This window comes from Streptomyces sp. NPDC096046, assembly GCF_040303285.1.
Classification (GTDB): Bacteria; Actinomycetota; Actinomycetes; order Streptomycetales; family Streptomycetaceae; genus Streptomyces.
The window spans coordinates 25,670-42,913 of record NZ_JBEOSZ010000048.1 but is presented as its reverse complement, the minus strand read 5'-3'; the positions used below and the strand labels follow the sequence as shown (position 1 = coordinate 42,913).

At 69.9% G+C, this 17,244-nt stretch carries 14 protein-coding genes; 4 read left to right on the top strand and 10 right to left on the bottom strand.

Going from position 1 to position 17,244, the window contains the following annotated elements; genetic code table 11:
* The first annotated feature begins 29 nt into the window (after positions 1-29).
* Positions 30-872 carry a DedA family protein gene (locus ABTX62_RS30860; protein ID WP_352119252.1) on the top strand — a complete coding sequence of 281 codons (843 nt, stop codon included), beginning with the start codon at positions 30-32 and terminating at the stop codon, positions 870-872.
* Here the strand turns inward: ABTX62_RS30860 and ABTX62_RS30855 are convergent.
* The 3 genes from ABTX62_RS30855 to ABTX62_RS30845 all read right to left on the bottom strand — a co-directional run bounded on the left by ABTX62_RS30855 (position 793) and on the right by ABTX62_RS30845 (position 5,422).
* Positions 793-1,602, bottom strand: a complete 810-nt coding sequence (locus ABTX62_RS30855; protein WP_352119251.1) for an HAD family hydrolase — start codon at positions 1,600-1,602, stop codon at positions 793-795. The two genes, ABTX62_RS30860 and ABTX62_RS30855, sit on opposite strands and share 80 nt — an antisense overlap.
* Complete coding sequence (locus ABTX62_RS30850; protein WP_352119250.1) at positions 1,602-4,169, bottom strand: phosphoribosyltransferase; 2,568 nt, start codon at positions 4,167-4,169, stop codon at positions 1,602-1,604. Before ABTX62_RS30850 ends, ABTX62_RS30855 begins: the two co-directional genes overlap by 1 nt.
* Before the next feature lie 86 nt (positions 4,170-4,255).
* Positions 4,256-5,422: an HpcH/HpaI aldolase/citrate lyase family protein gene (locus ABTX62_RS30845; protein ID WP_352119249.1), complete on the bottom strand. Its 1,167-nt coding sequence runs from the start codon at positions 5,420-5,422 to the stop codon at positions 4,256-4,258.
* Between the two features lie 226 nt (positions 5,423-5,648).
* Here ABTX62_RS30845 and ABTX62_RS30840 point away from each other — a divergent pair, with 226 nt between their 5' ends.
* Positions 5,649-6,521, top strand: coding sequence for a TerD family protein (locus tag ABTX62_RS30840; protein WP_352119248.1), 873 nt, complete (start codon positions 5,649-5,651; stop codon positions 6,519-6,521).
* 234 nt (positions 6,522-6,755) lie between these two features.
* Here the strand turns inward: ABTX62_RS30840 and ABTX62_RS30835 are convergent, their stop codons facing one another.
* The 6 genes from ABTX62_RS30835 to ABTX62_RS30810 form a co-directional block, all read right to left on the bottom strand.
* Positions 6,756-7,490 (bottom strand): TerD family protein, encoded by a 735-nt coding sequence (locus tag ABTX62_RS30835; RefSeq protein ID WP_352119247.1) that lies wholly within the window; start codon positions 7,488-7,490, stop codon positions 6,756-6,758.
* Between the two features lie 130 nt (positions 7,491-7,620).
* A complete protein-coding gene (locus tag ABTX62_RS30830; RefSeq protein ID WP_352119246.1) occupies positions 7,621-8,766 on the bottom strand; it encodes a DUF475 domain-containing protein in 1,146 nt (381 codons plus the stop codon).
* 127 nt (positions 8,767-8,893) lie between these two features.
* A complete protein-coding gene (locus tag ABTX62_RS30825) occupies positions 8,894-9,469 on the bottom strand; it encodes a TerD family protein (protein WP_283969975.1) in 576 nt (191 codons plus the stop codon).
* A 135-nt stretch (positions 9,470-9,604) separates the two neighbouring features.
* Positions 9,605-10,180, bottom strand: coding sequence for a TerD family protein (locus ABTX62_RS30820; RefSeq protein ID WP_283969976.1), 576 nt, complete (start codon positions 10,178-10,180; stop codon positions 9,605-9,607).
* 146 nt (positions 10,181-10,326) lie between these two features.
* Positions 10,327-10,785, bottom strand: coding sequence for a peroxiredoxin (locus ABTX62_RS30815; protein WP_352119245.1), 459 nt, complete (start codon positions 10,783-10,785; stop codon positions 10,327-10,329).
* Between the two features lie 105 nt (positions 10,786-10,890).
* On the bottom strand, positions 10,891-11,328 hold the full coding sequence (locus tag ABTX62_RS30810) for a DUF3052 domain-containing protein (RefSeq protein ID WP_062926619.1): 438 nt from the start codon (positions 11,326-11,328) through the stop codon (positions 10,891-10,893).
* Between the two features lie 430 nt (positions 11,329-11,758).
* On the opposite strand from ABTX62_RS30810, the gene aceE reads away from it, so the two are divergent.
* The gene (gene aceE, locus ABTX62_RS30805) at positions 11,759-14,506 is read left to right on the top strand and encodes a pyruvate dehydrogenase (acetyl-transferring), homodimeric type (protein WP_352119244.1); all 2,748 of its coding nucleotides are present in this window, start codon (positions 11,759-11,761) and stop codon (positions 14,504-14,506) included.
* 77 nt (positions 14,507-14,583) lie between these two features.
* Positions 14,584-15,330: a potassium channel family protein gene (locus ABTX62_RS30800; protein ID WP_502998040.1), complete on the top strand. Its 747-nt coding sequence runs from the start codon at positions 14,584-14,586 to the stop codon at positions 15,328-15,330.
* A gap of 197 nt (positions 15,331-15,527) precedes the next feature.
* Here the strand turns inward: ABTX62_RS30800 and ABTX62_RS30795 are convergent, their stop codons facing one another.
* On the bottom strand, positions 15,528-17,153 hold the full coding sequence (locus tag ABTX62_RS30795; protein WP_352119243.1) for an MFS transporter: 1,626 nt from the start codon (positions 17,151-17,153) through the stop codon (positions 15,528-15,530).
* Between the last annotated feature and the right edge of the window lie 91 nt (positions 17,154-17,244).

The following is a 17,244-nucleotide window of genomic DNA, read 5'->3' as shown; positions in this document are numbered from 1 at the left end:
CTTCAGCTTCGGTTTCCTAGCGTGGTGGTATGACAGCCATCGCAGCGGACGCCGGACCGCAATGGGTCAACGACCTGATGGACGCGCTGGGCGCGCCGGGTGCCGGTCTCGCCATCGCCCTGGAGAACCTGTTCCCGCCGCTGCCCAGCGAGGTGATCCTGCCCCTCGCCGGGTTCGCCGCGAGCAGCGGCCGCATGAGCCTGCTCGCGGTCCTGCTGTGGACGACGGCGGGCTCGGTGATCGGCGCGCTCGCCCTGTACGGGGTCGGTGCGCTGCTCGGCCGTGACCGGACGGTGGCGATCGCGTCCCGGCTGCCGCTGGTGAAGGTCTCGGACATCGAGAAGACCGAAGCGTGGTTCCTGAAGCACGGCACCAAGGCCGTGTTCTTCGGCCGGATGATCCCGATCTTCCGCAGCCTGATCTCCGTGCCGGCGGGCGTGGAGCGCATGCGTCTGCCGGTGTTCCTGGGACTGACCACCTTGGGCAGCGCTATCTGGAACACGGTGTTCGTGCTCGCGGGCTACTTCCTCGGCGCCAACTGGCACCAGGTGTCCGGCATCGTCTCGGCCTACTCCAAGGTGGTCCTGGCCGTGGCGGCGCTGGCGGTGGTGGTCTTCGCCGGAGTCCGGCTCCTGCGACGCCCCGAGACGAAGCGCCCCGAAGGGGCACGGGCAACCGCGCGATCGGCCACGACGAGGCCGCACCCGTACGACGACCAGGACACCCGGGTGCTCAGGTCGCGATCGGCCACGACGAGGCCGCACCCTTACGACGACCAGGACACCCGGGTGCTCAGGCGCCCCGCACTGCCCCAAGAAGCTCCCGAAGGATCCGCTCCCCGGCCAGAACGCCCCTCTCGGGAAGCGCTCTGAGCGCGGGAGCCGTCCAGCCGGTGTCGGCCAGCTCACCGTGGCCGGGGCGCCAGCCCCGGTCGGCCGCGAGGAGCAGGTCGGCGTCGAGCAGGGAGTCGCCGGCGGCGAGGGTGAGCTCGGCACCGGTCCGGCGGGCGACCTCGCGCATCGCCGCGCTCTTGGTGAGCGGCTTGGGAACGGCGTAGATCTTGCGGCCCTGGAGGGACACCGTCCAGCCGCGGTTCTCCGCCCACACCGCCAGTTCCTTCACCCAGTCCTCGTCGAGCAGCTCCCGCTCGACGACCAGGTAGGCGAACAGGTCGTCGGCGACGCGGTGCTTGCGCACCCACACCGGGTCGGCGGCCCGCAGCAGGTGTTCCTGCACCTCCGCCAGGGGCGCGCACTGGTCGGCCAGCCGGGCGGTGACCCGGGCGTGCCAGTCGGGGTCGGAGACGCCGTCCACCAGGAGGTGGCCGCCGTTGGCGCAGATGGCGTACGTGGGCTGGGGACCCGGCAGGTTGATGCGCTGGTACTGCTTGCGCGTCCGGGTCGTCGTCGGCACGAACACGGCCGCGTCGCCCAGGTCGGTGAGGAGCTGGGCCGCCGTCTCCGTCATGTACGACAACGGCTTGCTCTCGTGCACCTCCACACAGAGCAACCGGGGTGCCCGCGCGTCCGGCATGGTCAGCGCGAGAGCGGCGGACGAGTAGATCAGGGTGCGGTCGAGGTCGCTCGCGACGAGTGCGGGCATCAGAGGGTCACCGCCTTGCCGTCGGCGCCGGTCGCGCCCCGGGTGTACTTGGGGTGGATCAGGCCGACGCAGGTGTAGGGCAGTGCGTCGACCTCCTCGACGGGCACGCCGCGCTGCTCGGCCAGCAGGCGCACATGGTCGAGGTCGCTGCCCGCACCGGCACGCGCCAGGACCTTCCAGGGCACGCGGCGCAGCATGACCCGGGTGGTCTCGCCGACGCCGGGCTTGACGAGGTTCACATCGTGGATGCCGTACTCCTCGCTGATGCGCTCCACCGCGGCCCAGCCCTCCCAGGTGGGCGAGCGGTCGGTCGCGAGCAGGTCCTTGGCCTGGGCGCAGGCCGCGTCCGTGACCTCGGGGAAACGGGCGGACACGGCGTCCAGGAAGGTCACCGAGACGTCGGTGCCGGCGAGTTCGCGGTAGAACTTCGCGCCGTGGAAGTCGTGCGGGCCCACCAGGTCCGCGCGCAGCACGGTCCGCGAGATCAGACCGGAGACGGTGGAGTTGAGGCAGGCCGAGGGGATGAGGAAGTCCTCGCGGGTGCCGTAGGTGCGTACGCAGGAGCCCGGGTCGGCCAGGACCGCGATCTCGGGGCTGAAGCCGCCGATGCCGTCGGTCTTCTCGAACTCCTCCAGGGCCTGGGCGAGTTCGCGGGTGATGGCGCCCTTTCCGGTCCAGCCGTCGACGAAGACGACGTCCCGCGGGTCGTGGTGCTCGGCGAGCCAGCGCAGCGCGTTGGCGTCGATGCCGCGGCCGCGGACGATCGACACGGCGTAGTGCGGCAGGTCGAGGCCGTGCCGGTGCTGGGCCCAGCGGCGCATGAGGACGCCGACGGGGGTGCCCGCGCGGGCCAGGGAAACCAGGACCGGACGCGGGGACCGCTCGGCGAGGACCGTCTCCGTGACCACGCCGACCGCCTGGGCGATACGGGCCGCCGAGGTGTCCAGGGCGGCGTGGAACAGCTCCTGGTACTGCTCGCTCGGCTGGTACTCCACGGGCAGTGACTCCGCGTAGTGCGCACCGCCGCTCTGGATCGCCTCCTCGCGCTCCTCGGTCGGCGCCTCCAGCGTCACGTCCGAGAGGTCCTGGAGCAGCCAGCCGACCTCCTCGGGGGCGTACGAGGAGAAGGCGGGGCCGCGGAGGGGCTCGGGCAGCATGGAGGGCCTTTCGGGGGCGTGCGGGGCCTCGGGGGCGTACGACGGTACGACGGCGAGGAGGACCTGCGGGGTGTGCGCGGCGAGCCGGGCCAGCAGGCCGTCCGGCGCGTGCAGCCGGGGGGTGTCGGCGGCCGAGTCGACGACGGCGACGACGGCGTCGAAGCCGGCGCCGGCGATGTTGTACGCGTATCGCTCGCCGGAGCCGTCGGCGGGATTGTCGTGGGCGGGGAAGACCAGGCGGGTGCGTATCGCGTAGCCGGGGTCGTCGACCGCGAGGACGGGCGAGCGGGTGGTGGTGGAGTAGCGGACCTCGACGTCGGTGGTCCGCTCCAGTTCGCGGGCGAGCCGGAGGGGGGCGTACATCAGCTCCTCGAAGCCGAGGACGTGCACGCGGCGTGCGTCGGCGGGCAGCGCGTCCGCAAGGCGGCGGGCCATCGCGGGGAGGGCGTCCTCAAGGCGCTCGCGATGCGCGGGGGTGAACCCGTGCCGGCCGCCGTCCGGCAGGTCGGCGGGCCAGCGCAGGTCCACGCGGGCGACGTGGGGGTCGGTGCCGTCGCCGCCCGGGGGCGGGCCGGTGGGGGATGGCCGGGCGGTCCCCCGCGCCCCTTGAGGGTGTTGCCCCAGGGGCGCCGGGGACTGCGCGGCCGGACACGACGGTGCCGCACCCGCCGACGAGTCCCGCGCCGCGCTCCGCGACTCGTACCGGGCCACCAGCTCCTGCCCCTTCTCCAGCACCCCCTCGGGCAGCCGTACGGTCCCCGAAGCCGCCGTGACCAGGTCGACGCGGGCGCCGATCTCGCGGGCGAACTCCTCCAGCCGGCCGGCATCGGCCGCGGACCGCATGTCCACCAGCGCCACCACGACGTACCGCCGCCGCGGATACCGCTCGTGCAGATCCCGGACGGTGTTCAGCACCGTGTTGCCGGTGGAGAACTCGTCGTCGACCAGGACCAGCGGCCCGTCGCCGGTGAGCAGCGTGGGGTCCTCCGGCAGCAGCAGGTGCGAGGTCGCGTGGGAGTGGGACTCCTCGAAGCCGCCGGCCGGGGTGAGACCGTCGACCGGGCGGCGGGTGGAGTGCAGGTAGGGTGCGGGGCCCAGCCCGTCGGCCACGGAGTGGCCGAGGCCGGTCGCGGTCTCCGCGTAGCCGAGGACGACGGCCCTGCGGGCCTCGTCGGCGCCCAGCAGGTCACGTACCCGGCGGCCGAGCTCGAACCCGTGGTCGTACACGACGGACGGCGACTGCGGCACGTGCTTGCCCAGCACGTTCGACACCAGCAGGTGGGCCCGCTTGGGGTTGCGGCGCAGCGCCAGCCCCAGCAGGCCGGTCAGCCGGTCGTCGCCGACGAGCTCGACGCCGAGCCGCTCGGCGACCCAGCTGCCGGACCAGACACGGTCGGCCTCGTCGCGCACCTCATGGTGCTCCCCCTGGTTCACTGCCTTCCCCGCCTTCTCCGCCTTCTCGGTCTTCTCTTCCCCGTGCGTCCCTTGCGTCGTGATCAGCCGGGCAGTCCCGCCGCCAGCAGTTCCACGAAGCCGATGTCCTGGTTCGCCACGCCGAAGACCTCGGCCCGCAGCAGGGTCCGCTCGGCCCAGGCCCGGTGCGGCTTCACCTCGTTCATCTTGTTCGTGTAGGCCGACCTCATCACACCCCCGCCGCCGCGCTCGGGGCGCAGGATGTCCTGGGCGTCGGAGAACTCCTCGTGGCTGACGACCGACAGGGCGTGCACCGGCAGGACATGGGAGGGGTGGATGCAGGTCTTGCCCAGCAGGCCGTTGGCCTGGTCCAGGGAGATCTCCCTCAGCAGGCCGTCCATGGCGTGCTCGATCAGCTTCTCGCGCAGTTCCGCGGCCTGCACCTCCAGGAAGGGGCTCTGGCGCAGCAACGGCTTGAACATGCGCTCCTGGACCCGGAAGTACTCCCACACCGGCCCGGTCACGGTGAAGCCGGTCCCGTCGGCGCGGCCCAGCATGTTCACCACGTCCTCGATGACGGAGGCGACGATCTGCACGTCGTAGGCCGTCATGTCGGGGCCTCTGCGCAGTCCGTAGGAGGAGCAGAAGTCCGTCACTCCCAGGCGCAGGGCCAGCACGCGCTCGCGGTACTTGTCGATCGCCCGGGAGATGCCCTCCAGGGTCTCCCCGCGGGACTCCCGGTACAGCAGCTCCGGGGACTCCAGCACGGGCATGGCGAAAAGGCGACGGCCGCTTTCGGCCTCGGCGGCGACCAGGGCTTCGAGGAAAGGCGTGCCGCGTTCCTCGGTGAACTTGGGCAGGACGAACCCGGACAGCAGCCGCGCGGTGGGACCGAAGCGCCGTACGAGGTCGGGTATCTGCCCGGGGGCGCGGACCCGGATGAACAGCAGCGGCAGGTCGGCGTCCGGGAGGTCGCCGAGGGCCGCGAACTGGCGGACGAGGTTCTCCTCGCCGGGGCCGACGTCCGCGTCGTCGATCGAGTCCTCCAGGCACAGCACCATCGAGACCACACCGCGACCGGCCTGCTTGAGGATGTCGTCGGCCAGACACGGCCGGGTGGCCGGGCTGTAGAGCGTGGCGCCCAGGGCGGCCGAGAGCAGCCGGGCCGGGGAGTCCGCGGTGAACGGGCACGGCTCGCGGTAGAAGAGACGCTTCCGCACCTCAGGGGCGATGTGCCCGAAGTGACGCATGGAACTCCCCCGCGGTGATGGTGCGACCTACGAATCGACGACATCTGGCCGGTAATAGTACGTAGAAGTCCATGTCGGAGGTTCCCGTCAGGCATGAATTTCAGGTAACGCGGGCCATCACAGCCAGTACCCGGCCATGACCACGGTAGTCCGCGACGGCGGCCGGCGCCGCTCGCGACCGTCGCCCGCGTTGTCGTGAGCAGGACCGAGAGGGCAGGATGACCGCATGACGCACGCGATGCTGAAGGGGTCGAACGTCCCGCTGGAAGCCACCACGGTGCGCGCCGTGCTGCGCTGGACACCCGGGCAGGGGGTTCCGGACGTCGACGCCTCCGCGCTGCTCCTCGGCCCCGACGGTCGTGTGCGCTCCGACGAGGACTTCGTCTTCTACAACCAGCCCCGGCACCCGGCCGGGAAGGTGTGGCGGCTCGGCAAGAAGCGGGACGCCGAGGGCCTGACCGACACGATCCAGACGGAACTCACCGGTGTCGAGCAGGAAGTCAGCCGGATTCTGCTGGTCGCATCGGCGGACGGCGTGACGTTCGACCGTGTAGAGGCGCTGCGCATCCTGCTGTACGACGCGGCGGGCTCCGACGCCGAGGCGCTGGCGTATTTCGACGTCAAGCCGGAGACGGGCCAGGAGACCGCGCTGATCTGCGGGGAGCTGTACCGGCGCGGCGAGGGCTGGAAGTTCCGGGCGCTGGGCGAGGGCTATTCGAACGGGCTGAAGGGGCTCGCGACGGACTTCGGCATCTCGGTGGACGAGTCGGAGGCGGCCGCGGAGCCGACCACGACGGTCCCCGCGCCGCCCACCACGAACACGCCCGCGCAGCAGACGACCGCCGGTCCCGCGCAGCAGCCCCCCGAGACGTCTCCGCCGCTGCCCCCGGAGCAGTCCCCCGGAGTGCCCGCGCAGCCCGCCTACGGGTATCCCCAGCAGCCACCGGCGACCCAGCCGGCGTACGGCTACCCGCAGGCCCCTGCCGGGGCGGGTGCGGCGGGGGCGCAGACCGGCTACGGCTACCCGCCGCCGGTCACGGCGGCCCCCGACCCGGACTTCACCCTGCCCCCGCAGGGCCCGCAGTTCGCCGGACGCTAGTGCCGCGGCAGGCAACGTTTGCCCGTCAAGGAGCGGCGTCCGGTGCGTGCTCTCGGCGTGCCGGGTGCAAGCCCTCGTACTGGGTGTACTTGGGCTCGCGCCCGGTGCGGCGAGAGTGCGTGCCGGGCGTCGCGACGGGGCGAACGTTGCCTGCTGCGGCACTGGGGCGCCGTCCGCGACGTCGCGTCGTCCGCCCGGAGGGCGGGCCCTGCGGCGTCGGCCGGGGCTTCGGGGTCAGCGATCGACCTTGGTCTTGTAGCCCCGGCCCCACTGCAGCCCCCACCCGTACAGCCGGTCGAGTTCGGCCTGGAAGCCGTAGACGAACTTCGCCTCGCGGCGGACGACGATCTCGTCCTTCACCTTCTCGATCATGACGACGGCGCAGGAGCGGGCCTGCGGCTGTCGTTCGTCGAGGTGGATCTCGATGCGGGGTCCGTTGCTCGGGTAGAGGGTGACGATGGCCTGTGCGCGGTCGAAGGCGGGTGTCTGGTCGTAGATGTAGACGAACACCAGCAGCCGCTTGATCTGGTCGCGGTGGTCGAGGTTGATGTACATCGTCTCGCCGGACGCGGAGCCGAAGCGGTCGTCGCCGCTGAGCTTGACGTACGGCGCGGCGTTGACGTCGCCGAAGTAGCCGCCGAGGGGCTGGACGACGCCCTTGCTGCCGTCCTGGAGTTCGTAGAGGCAGCCGAGGTCGAGGTCGACGTTGACCATGCTCTGGCTGTGGCCGACGACCTCGGGGGGTTTGAGCGCCCGGAGGGGATGGCGCAGCAGGCTCTCGCGCTGGTTGCCGCCGATGTCGGAGGTGCGCATCCGCCAGCTGAGGTTGACGCGCAGATGGCCGGTGGCCGCGCCCTGTTTGCTGAGTGATATCTGCGCGCGCCGCTTGGTCAGCTCGATCGCGTTGGTCGACGCGTCACCCGAGTCGAACGGCGCGTCACCGCGCCGGAGTCCGTCGAACAGGCCCATTCCGCCCCCATGTTCACTTGGAGACCGCGGGTCGTCGCCGTACCCGCGGCCCTTGACGACCGACGGGGCGGCCGCCGAGGACTTGCCTCGGTGGCCGCCCCGCACAGAGCGTTCCTCACCCGGAGGGGTGTCACACCCCGGACGAGACCTCAGTCTTCGAGTCGGAGCCGGCGTCTCCCTCGGCCGCCGCGATGGCGCGGTTGCGGCGGACGGAGGACCAGAAGGAGGCGCCGATCAGGACGACGCCGATGAGGCCGGTCACGATCTCGTTGATCTCGTAGCGGATGGTGATGAGCAGGATCGCGGCGAGCGCGCCGATGGCGTAGTGGGCGCCGTGCTCCAGGTAGACGTAGTCGTCGAGGGTGCCCTGGCGGACCAGGTAGACCGTGAGCGACCGGACGTACATGGCGCCGATGCCGAGGCCGAGGGCCATCAGAACGATGTCGTTGGTGATGGCGAAGGCGCCGATCACGCCGTCGAAGGAGAACGACGCGTCCAGGACCTCGAGGTAGAGGAACAGGAAGAACGCGGCCTTGCCCGCCACGACCATCGCGGACTTGGGCTTGCCCTCGCGCGCGGCCTGCTCCTCGGCCTCGTGCTCGCGCTCCTCCTCCTCTTCGAGCTTGTCCTCGAAGTAGCCGGACAGGCCGCCCACGATCATGTAGGTGATCAGACCGCCGATGCCGGAGAGCAGAACGGTCTCCGCCTTGTCGACGTGGGTACCGCCGTGCTGGTGGGCCTGGGTCGCGAAGGTCATGGCCGAGATCAGCAGGACGATCAGCGCGACGCAGACCGACAGCATGTCGACCTTGCCGAGCTTGGCCAGCGGGCGCTCCAGCCAGCCGAGCCACTTGATGTCCCGGTCCTCGAAGATGAAGTCGAGGAAGATCATCAACAGGAACATGCCACCGAACGCGGCGATCGCCGGGTGGGCGTCGGTGACGTACTGCTGGTACTGGTCCTTGTCGGTGAGCGCGAGATCGACGGCCTCGATCGGCCCGAGCTGGGCGCTGACCGCGACGATCACGACAGGGAAGACGAGCCGCATACCGAAGACGGCGATCAGGATGCCGATCGTGAGGAAGATCTTCTGCCAGAAGGCGCTCATCTTCTTCAGGATTCCGGCGTTGACCACGGCGTTGTCGAAGGACAGCGAGATCTCGAGGATGGACAGGATCGCAACGACGCCGAACGCGGTCCACCCTCCGTAGAAGATCGCTGCGACCAGGCCGAGCGCGGTGACCGCGAACGACCACCCGAAGGTTTTCAGAACCACTGGCTACCCAATCGTGTGTGTACGGGGCTCCCCCGCGCCGTACCCGGCTTTACGAACTTTTGAAGCCGAAGTCTAGTCGGGACCCCTTCGCGCCCCACTGGCCCCTGGGTTTTGCTCATAACGCGCGTTATGAGACGTTGACCCCGAAGTCCAGCGCGATGCCCCGCAGGCCCGACGCGTACCCCTGCCCCACGGCCCTGAACTTCCACTCGCCCTGGTACCGGTAGAGCTCGCCGAAGATCATCGCGGTCTCCGTGGAGGCGTCCTCGCTGAGGTCGTAGCGGGCGAGTTCCTGGCCGTCGGCCTGGTTCACCACGCGGATGAAGGCGTTGCTGACCTGGCCGAAGGTCTGTCCGCGCTCGTCGGCCATGTGGATGGAGACCGGAAACACGATCTTGTCGCACTGCGGCGGGACCTTGGAGAGGTCGATCAGGAGCGACTCGTCGTCGCCGTCGCCCTCGCCGGTGAGGTTGTCACCGGTGTGCTCGACCGAGCCGTCCGGGCTCTTGAGCTGGTTGTAGAAGACGAACCACTCGTCCCCGAGCACCCGCCCGCTGTCGCACATCAGGGCACTTGCGTCGAGGTCGAAGGGCGCTCCGGTGGTGGAGCGCGCGTCCCAGCCGAGTCCGACCATCACCTGAGTGAGGTCGGGTGCGGCCTTGGACAGGGAGACATTGCCCCCCTTGGCGAGCGTGACACCCATGATGCTGTCCCTCCCCTTGGGCCACCGGCCCGGTGGTGTTACTGAGGTGGTCCTGCACGTCCGGCGCCGCACGTAAACCGTGCGGCGCCGGACGAGAAGACCTCGGGGCCCGGTCGTCAAGGCCCGTCAGGTGCTTCAGACGTTCACACCGAAGTCCTGCGCGATGCCGCGCAGACCCGAGGCGTAGCCCTGGCCGATGGCGCGGAACTTCCACTCCGCGCCGTGCCGGTAGAGCTCGCCGAAGACCATGGCGGTCTCGGTGGAGGCGTCCTCGCTGAGGTCGTACCGGGCGATCTCGGCGCCGCCGGCCTGGTTCACGACGCGGATGAACGCGTTGCGCACCTGGCCGAAGGACTGCTGGCGGGTCTCGGCGTCATAGATGGACACCGGGAAGACGATCTTCTCGATGTCGGCCGGGACGCCGGCGAGGTCGATCTTGATCTGCTCGTCGTCGCCCTCGCCCTCACCGGTGATGTTGTCACCGGTGTGCTCGACGGAGCCGTCCGGGCTCTTGAGGTTGTTGAAGAAGATGAAGTGCTGGTCGTTGCCGACCTTGCCGGAGTTGTTCAGCAGCAGCGCGCTGGCGTCCAGGTCGAAGTCCGTGCCGGTCGTGGTGCGGACGTCCCACCCCAGACCGATGATGACCGCGGTCAGGCCCGGCGCCTCCTTGCTCAGCGATACGTTGCCGCCCTTGCTGAGGCTGACTCCCACGAGTCCTCCATTGGTGTCCAGGGGCGGGATGCCCCGTTGTGCTCGGATGTCGGATCAACGAGTCGATCCTAGTGACGGGTTCCCGCCGCACGCAGGCCCTGAGGCCGACAATTCGGCGGTGTCGAGCGCTTGCCGCCCGACCGGCGTCACAGGGAGTCGAGTGCCTTCACGTAGTCGTTCAGCTCGCGCGCGTCCGGCAGGCCGTTGACGACGGTCCACCGCACGACGCCCTCCTTGTCGATGACGAAGGTGCCGCGCACGGCGCAGCCCTTGCCCTCGTCGAAGACGCCGTAGGCCCGCGAGACGTTGCCGTGCGGCCAGAAATCCGACAGCAGCGGGTATTCCAGGCTCTCCTGCTCGCCGAAGACGCGCAGGGTGTGGATGGAGTCGTTGGAGACGGCGAGCAGCTCGGTGTCCCGGTCGGAGAACTGCGGCAGGTTGTCACGCAGCTCGCGCAGTTCGCCGGTGCACACGCCGGTGAAGGCGAAGGGGTAGAAGAGCAGCACGACGTTCTTGCGGCCCCGGAAGTCGGACAGCCGCACGGACCGGCCGTGGTTGTCCTTGAGCTCGAAGTCGGGGGCCTTCTCGCCGGCCTGGATCGCCATCGCTGCGGGTGTCCCTTCCTGGTCTCCTCGGGTGGGACCACCCTACGCAGGCACCGGCACAGGCCGGAGGGCGGGCCGACAGCGCCGGCCCGCCCCGCCGTACGACTAACGCTTGGACTTGGCGGCCTTGGGCGTCGCCAGCCGGCTGCCGCTCCAGTCCTTGCCGACGCTGACGCTCTTGGACGCCGTCAGACCCGCCGTGGTGGCGGCTTCCGAGATGTCGCTCGGCTCCACGTACCCCGAACGGCCGGTCTTCGGCGTCAGGAGCAGGATCGCGCCGCCCTCTTCGATGTACGTGGTGGCATCCACCAGCGCATCCGTCAGGTCGCCGTCGTCGTCACGGAACCACAGCACAACGGCATCGGCCACGTCGTCATAGTCCTCGTCCACCAGGTCGGCCTCGATGATGCCCTCGATGGCCTTGCGGAGCTCCTGGTCCACGTCGTCGTCGTAGCCGATCTCCTGGACCACCTGCCCGGGCTGGAACCCCAGCCTGGCGGCAGGGTTCGTCCGCTCCTCCGCGTGGTCCGCGGTCGCGCTCACGGGTTGCCTCCTGATCATGTTTTGGAAATATCTCAGCCACGCGCGTGCGCGAAGCATTGGCCGTAGTCCACACGGGCGGGACCGATCGCGCAAGTACCCGGCCGTTCAGACCGCCGAAACGGTGACGATCCTGGCCGTGTCGCCGCAACTTCAGGCACACCATCATGGTCCGAGGTGACGTACACCACACCTTTCTGCCCTGTTTGGGCGTTTGGGAATCGTCTGTGGGTACGAGACTCGAATGTATTCGCCCCATACGTCACGAAGCGGGGACGGAGTCGATCTCACGCTCGGGTTACCGTCCGGTAGAGATGACGATTCACGGCCCCGAGGGGGACGATGGGGAACGGCGCGGCCCCCCAGCGACGACGCCCAGCGACGACAGCGAAACAGCGGCCCTCGCACGGCCCTCTGACAGGTAAGGAACAGCGTGGCTTCCGCATCCGATCGCAACCCGATCATCATTGGCGGCCTTCCGAGTCAGGTTCCTGACTTCGATCCCGAAGAGACGCAGGAGTGGCTCGACTCCCTCGACGCCGCCGTCGACGAGCGCGGCCGGGAGCGCGCCCGCTACCTGATGCTGCGGCTGATCGAGCGGGCCCGTGAGAAGCGCGTGGCCGTGCCGGAGATGCGCAGCACGGACTACGTCAACACCATTCCCACCAAGAGCGAGCCGTTCTTCCCGGGCAACGAGGAGATCGAGCGCAAGGTCCTCAACGCCACCCGCTGGAACGCCGCGGTGATGGTCTCCCGGGCCCAGCGTCCCGGCATCGGCGTCGGCGGCCACATCGCCACCTTCGCGTCCTCCGCCTCGCTCTACGACGTCGGCTTCAACCACTTCTTCCGCGGCAAGGACGAGGGCGACGGCGGCGACCAGGTCTTCTTCCAGGGTCACGCCTCCCCGGGCATCTACGCCCGCGCCTTCCTGCTGGACCGGCTCGGCGAGCAGCACCTGGACGGCTTCCGCCAGGAGAAGTCGAAGGCGCCGCACGCGCTGTCGTCGTACCCTCACCCGCGGTCGATGCCGGACTTCTGGGAGTTCCCCACGGTGTCGATGGGCCTGGGCCCGATCGGCGCGATCTACCAGGCGCGCATGAACCGCTACATGGAGGCGCGCGGGATCGCCGACACCTCCAAGTCACATGTCTGGGCGTTCCTCGGCGACGGCGAGATGGACGAGCCGGAGTCTCTGGGCCAGCTCTCCATCGCCGCCCGCGAGGGCCTGGACAACCTCACGTTCGTCGTCAACTGCAACCTCCAGCGCCTCGACGGCCCGGTGCGTGGCAACGGGAAGATCATCCAGGAGCTGGAGTCGATCTTCCGCGGTGCCGGCTGGAACGTGATCAAGCTGGTCTGGGACCGCACCTGGGACCCGCTGCTCGCCCAGGACCGCGACGGCGTGCTGGTCAACAAGATGAACACCACGCCGGACGGACAGTTCCAGACGTACGCCACGGAGACCGGCGCGTACATCCGCGACCACTTCTTCGGCGACGACCACCGGCTGCGGGCGATGGTCGAGGGCATGACCGACGACCAGATCCTGCACCTGGGTCGCGGCGGCCACGACCACCGCAAGATCTTCGCGGCGTACAAGGCGGCCGTGGAGCACAAGGGCCAGCCGACGGTGATCCTCGCCAAGACGATCAAGGGCTGGACGCTGGGCCCGAACTTCGAGGGCCGCAACGCCACGCACCAGATGAAGAAGCTGACGGTCGACGACCTCAAGCGCTTCCGCGACCGCCTGCACCTGCCGATCCCGGACAAGGAGCTGGAGTCCGGCGTGCCGCCGTACTACCACCCGGGCCGGGACTCGGAGGAGATCCAGTACATGCACGACCGCCGCAAGGGCCTCGGCGGTTACGTGCCCACGCGTGTGGTCCGCTCCAAGCCACTGGCGCTGCCCGAGGAGAAGACGTACGCGACCGTGAAGAAGGGCTCGGGCCAGCAGTCCATCGCGACGACGATGGCCTTCGTCCGGCTCCTGAAGGACCTCATGCGGGACAAGGAGATCGGCAAGCGGTTCGTGCTGATCGCGCCGGACGAGTACCGCACCTTCGGCATGGACTCGTTCTTCCCGAGTGCGAAGATCTACAACCCGCTCGGCCAGCAGTACGAGTCGGTGGACCGCGATCTGCTGCTCGCCTACAAGGAGGCGCCGAACGGCCAGATGCTGCACGACGGCATCTCGGAGGCCGGCTGCACGGCGTCGCTGATCGCGGCCGGGTCGGCGTACGCCACGCACGGCGAGCCGCTCATCCCGGTGTACGTCTTCTACTCGATGTTCGGTTTCCAGCGCACCGGCGACCAGTTCTGGCAGATGGCCGACCAGCTGGCGCGCGGCTTCGTCCTGGGCGCGACCGCCGGCCGTACGACCCTGACCGGTGAGGGGCTCCAGCACGCGGACGGCCACTCACAGCTGCTGGCCTCCACGAACCCGGGCTGCGTGGCCTACGACCCCGCGTTCGGCTTCGAGATCGCGCACATCGTGAAGGACGGCCTGCGCCGGATGTACGGCTCCTCCGAGGAGCACCCGCACGGCGAGGACGTCTTCTACTACCTGACCGTCTACAACGAGCCGATCCAGCACCCCGCCGAGCCGGACAACGTCGACGTCGACGGCATCCTCAAGGGCCTCTACCGGTTCAGCGAGGGCACGGCCGGCTCGATCCCGGCGCAGATCCTGGCGTCCGGTGTCGCGCTCCCCTGGGCCGTCGAGGCGCAGAAGCTGCTGGCCGAGGACTGGAACGTCAAGGCGGACGTCTGGTCGGCGACCTCCTGGAACGAGCTGCGGCGCGAGGCCGTGGACTGCGAGCAGCACAACCTGCTGCACCCCGAGGAGGAACAGCGGGTGCCGTACGTCACGCGCAAGCTGGCGGAGGCACAGGGGCCGGTCGTGGCCGTCTCCGACTGGATGCGGTCGGTTCCGGACCAGATCGCGCGCTGGGTGCCCCAGACGTACCAGTCGCTCGGCGCGGACGGCTTCGGCTTCGCGGACACGCGGGGCGCGGCCCGGCGGTTCTTCCACATCGACGCGCAGTCGATCGTGGTGGCGGTGCTGACGGAGCTGGCCCGTGAGGGCAAGGTCGACCGCTCCGTGCTCAAGCAGGCCATCGACCGGTACCAGCTGCTCGACGTGTCGGCGGCGGACCCGGGGGCCGCGGGCGGCGACGCGTAGGACGTCGAGGTCGCGGGCGGTTCCCGTGGGGCGGCACCCTGAGCGGTGCCGCCCCACGCGTTTCCTACCATGCTTCCATGACGCTCCCGATGACCGCATCGACCGCTCTGGCCCGTTGGGAGCGGCGCACTCAGGGCCCGCTGCTGGTGCTGGCCGTGTTGTTCGCGATCGCCTACGCCTTCCCGATCGTGTCCCCGACGGCTTCACAGGACGTGCTCACCGCGTGCCATGTCGCCAACTGGGTGGTGTGGGCCGCCTTCGCCGCGGACTATCTGGTCCGCCTGTGGCTGGCCGAGGACCGGCTGCGGTTCGTACGCGGCAATCCGCTGGCGTTGCTGGCCGTGGTGCTGCCGCTGGCGCAGCCGCTGCGGCTGCTGAAGCTGGTGTCGATGCTGTTCCTCGCGGGGCAGCGGGCGCGGCTGGCGTCGCAGGTACGGGTCACCACGTACGTCGCGGGGTCGTGCCTGGGACTGCTCGTGTTCGGTGCGCTGGCCGTGCTGGAGGTGGAACGGGACGAGCCCGGTGCCTCCATCCAGACCCTGGGGGACGCGGTCTGGTGGGCGTTCACCACGATGACCACCGTGGGGTACGGGGACATGGCACCGACCACCGGGCTGGGGCGGATCCTGGCGGTCGGTCTGATGCTGTCCGGGATCGCGCTGCTCGGTGTGGTGACGGCGAACATCGCCGCCTGGTTCATCGCGCGGTTCGAGATGGACGACGCCGAGGAACGGCGGCAGACCGAGGCGATCCGGGAGCTGGCCGAGGAGGTGCGGGCGCTGCGCGGGGAGGTGGCGGCGCTCAAGGGCACCCCGGTGGAATGACGGGAGGGCCCGCGCGTACCCCGTCAGGGGGCTTCGATCCCGCTGCCTGCGCGCTGCCCCCCTCCAGCAGCGCGCCGCAGCGTCCGTCCTCCATGCCCTGCGGAGGACTTGACCCACTGTGACCTGCCGCGCCTGCCGAAGGGGAGGGATCGGCGGTTCCGTTCACCCTGATAGGCGAACGGAATCGCCGGGGAGCGTCAGATGTGCGCCGCGCCCGCGCCGGCCTCCGCGTTCGCACCGCGCTTGGTGAGGAACGCGACCAGTACCGCCACCGCGGCGACCCCGGCCGCGACGAGCGAGGCCGCGCTCATGCCCGAGATGAACGTGTCGTGCGCGACGCCCGTGATCTTCGCGGCGATGGCGTCCGGTGTGCCCGGGGCCACCGGCGGAACGCCGACCTGGACCGCCTCCGAGGCCTGGCGCTCCTGCTCCGGGGTGAGCGGCGGAAGGCCCGCCTTCCCCCAGTTGCCGGCGAGGTCGCTGTTGACCTTGGAGGCCATGACGGCACCCAGCACGGCCGTGCCGAGGCTGCCGCCGATCTGCATGGCGGCCTGCTGCAGACCGCCCGCGACGCCCGAGAGCTCCAGCGGGGCGTTGCCGACGATGACCTCGGTCGCGCCGACCATGACCGGCGCGAGGCCGAGGCCCAGCAGGGCGAACCAGAGCGACATGACGCCGCTGCCGGTGTCCGTCCCCAGCGTCGACATCCCGTACATGGCGATCGCGGTGAACGCCATGCCGCCCGCGAGCGGGACCCGGGGGCCGAACTTGGTGATCATCGCGCCCGCGAGCGGCGAGCCGACGATCATCATGCCGGTGAGCGGCAGCAGGTGCAGGCCCGCGTCGATCGGGCTCATGCCGTGCACGTTCTGGAGGTAGAACGTCACGAAGAACAGGCCGCCCATGAAGGCGATGGCCATCAGGACCATCAGCACGACACCGGCGGACAGCGGCACGGAGCGGAACAGCGCGAGCGGGATCAGCGGCTCCTTCACCTTCGTCTCCCAGAAGGCGAAGAGCGCGAAGCACAGCACGGAGGCGCCGAGGAAGCCGAGCGTCTTCGGGTCACCCCAGCCCCACTCCGACGGCGGGGCCTTGATGAGCGCCCACACCAGGCAGAACACGGCGGTCGACAGCAGGGCGATGCCCGGCAGGTCGAAGGAGCGCGGGGCGTTCTCGGCGCGGTGGTCGAGCAGGATGAGCACACCGAGGACGACGGCGAGGACACCGACCGGCACGTTGATGAAGAACACCGACTGCCAGTTGACGTGCTCGACGAGGACACCGCCGAGGATCGGGCCGCCCGCGGTGGACGCGCCGATGACCATGCCCCAGATGCCGATGGCCATGTTCAGCTTCTCGGCCGGGAAGGTGGCGCGCAGCAGGCCGAGCGCGGCCGGCATCAGCAGCGCGCCGAAGAGGCCCTGAAGGACGCGGAAGACGACGACGAAGGCGATGCTGTCGGACAGGCCGATCGCGCCCGAGGCGGCGGCGAAGCCGACGACGCCGATGAGGAAGGTCTGCCGGTGCCCGAAGCGGTCGCCGAGCTTGCCCGCGGTGATCAGGGAGACCGCGAGGGCGAGGAAGTACCCGTTGGTGATCCACTGGACCTCGGCGAACGTGGCGCCGAGGTCCCTCTGTATGGCCGGGTTGGCTATGGCCACGATGGTGCCGTCGAGGGCCACCATCATGACCCCCACGGCGACGGTGATGAGGGTGAGCCAGGGGTGCCCTCGCAGCCCCTTGGCCGGCGCCGCGCCCGACGGCGACGCCGGTTCCCCGCCCCCCGGCCCCGTCGTGTCGATGGTGGTCTGACTAGTCATGCCGCGAGGCTAATGACAGCCACTGACAATTGACAAACCGATTCACTAGTCGGTCACTGACACGACATCCCCGTATAGCCTGAACTGGGCG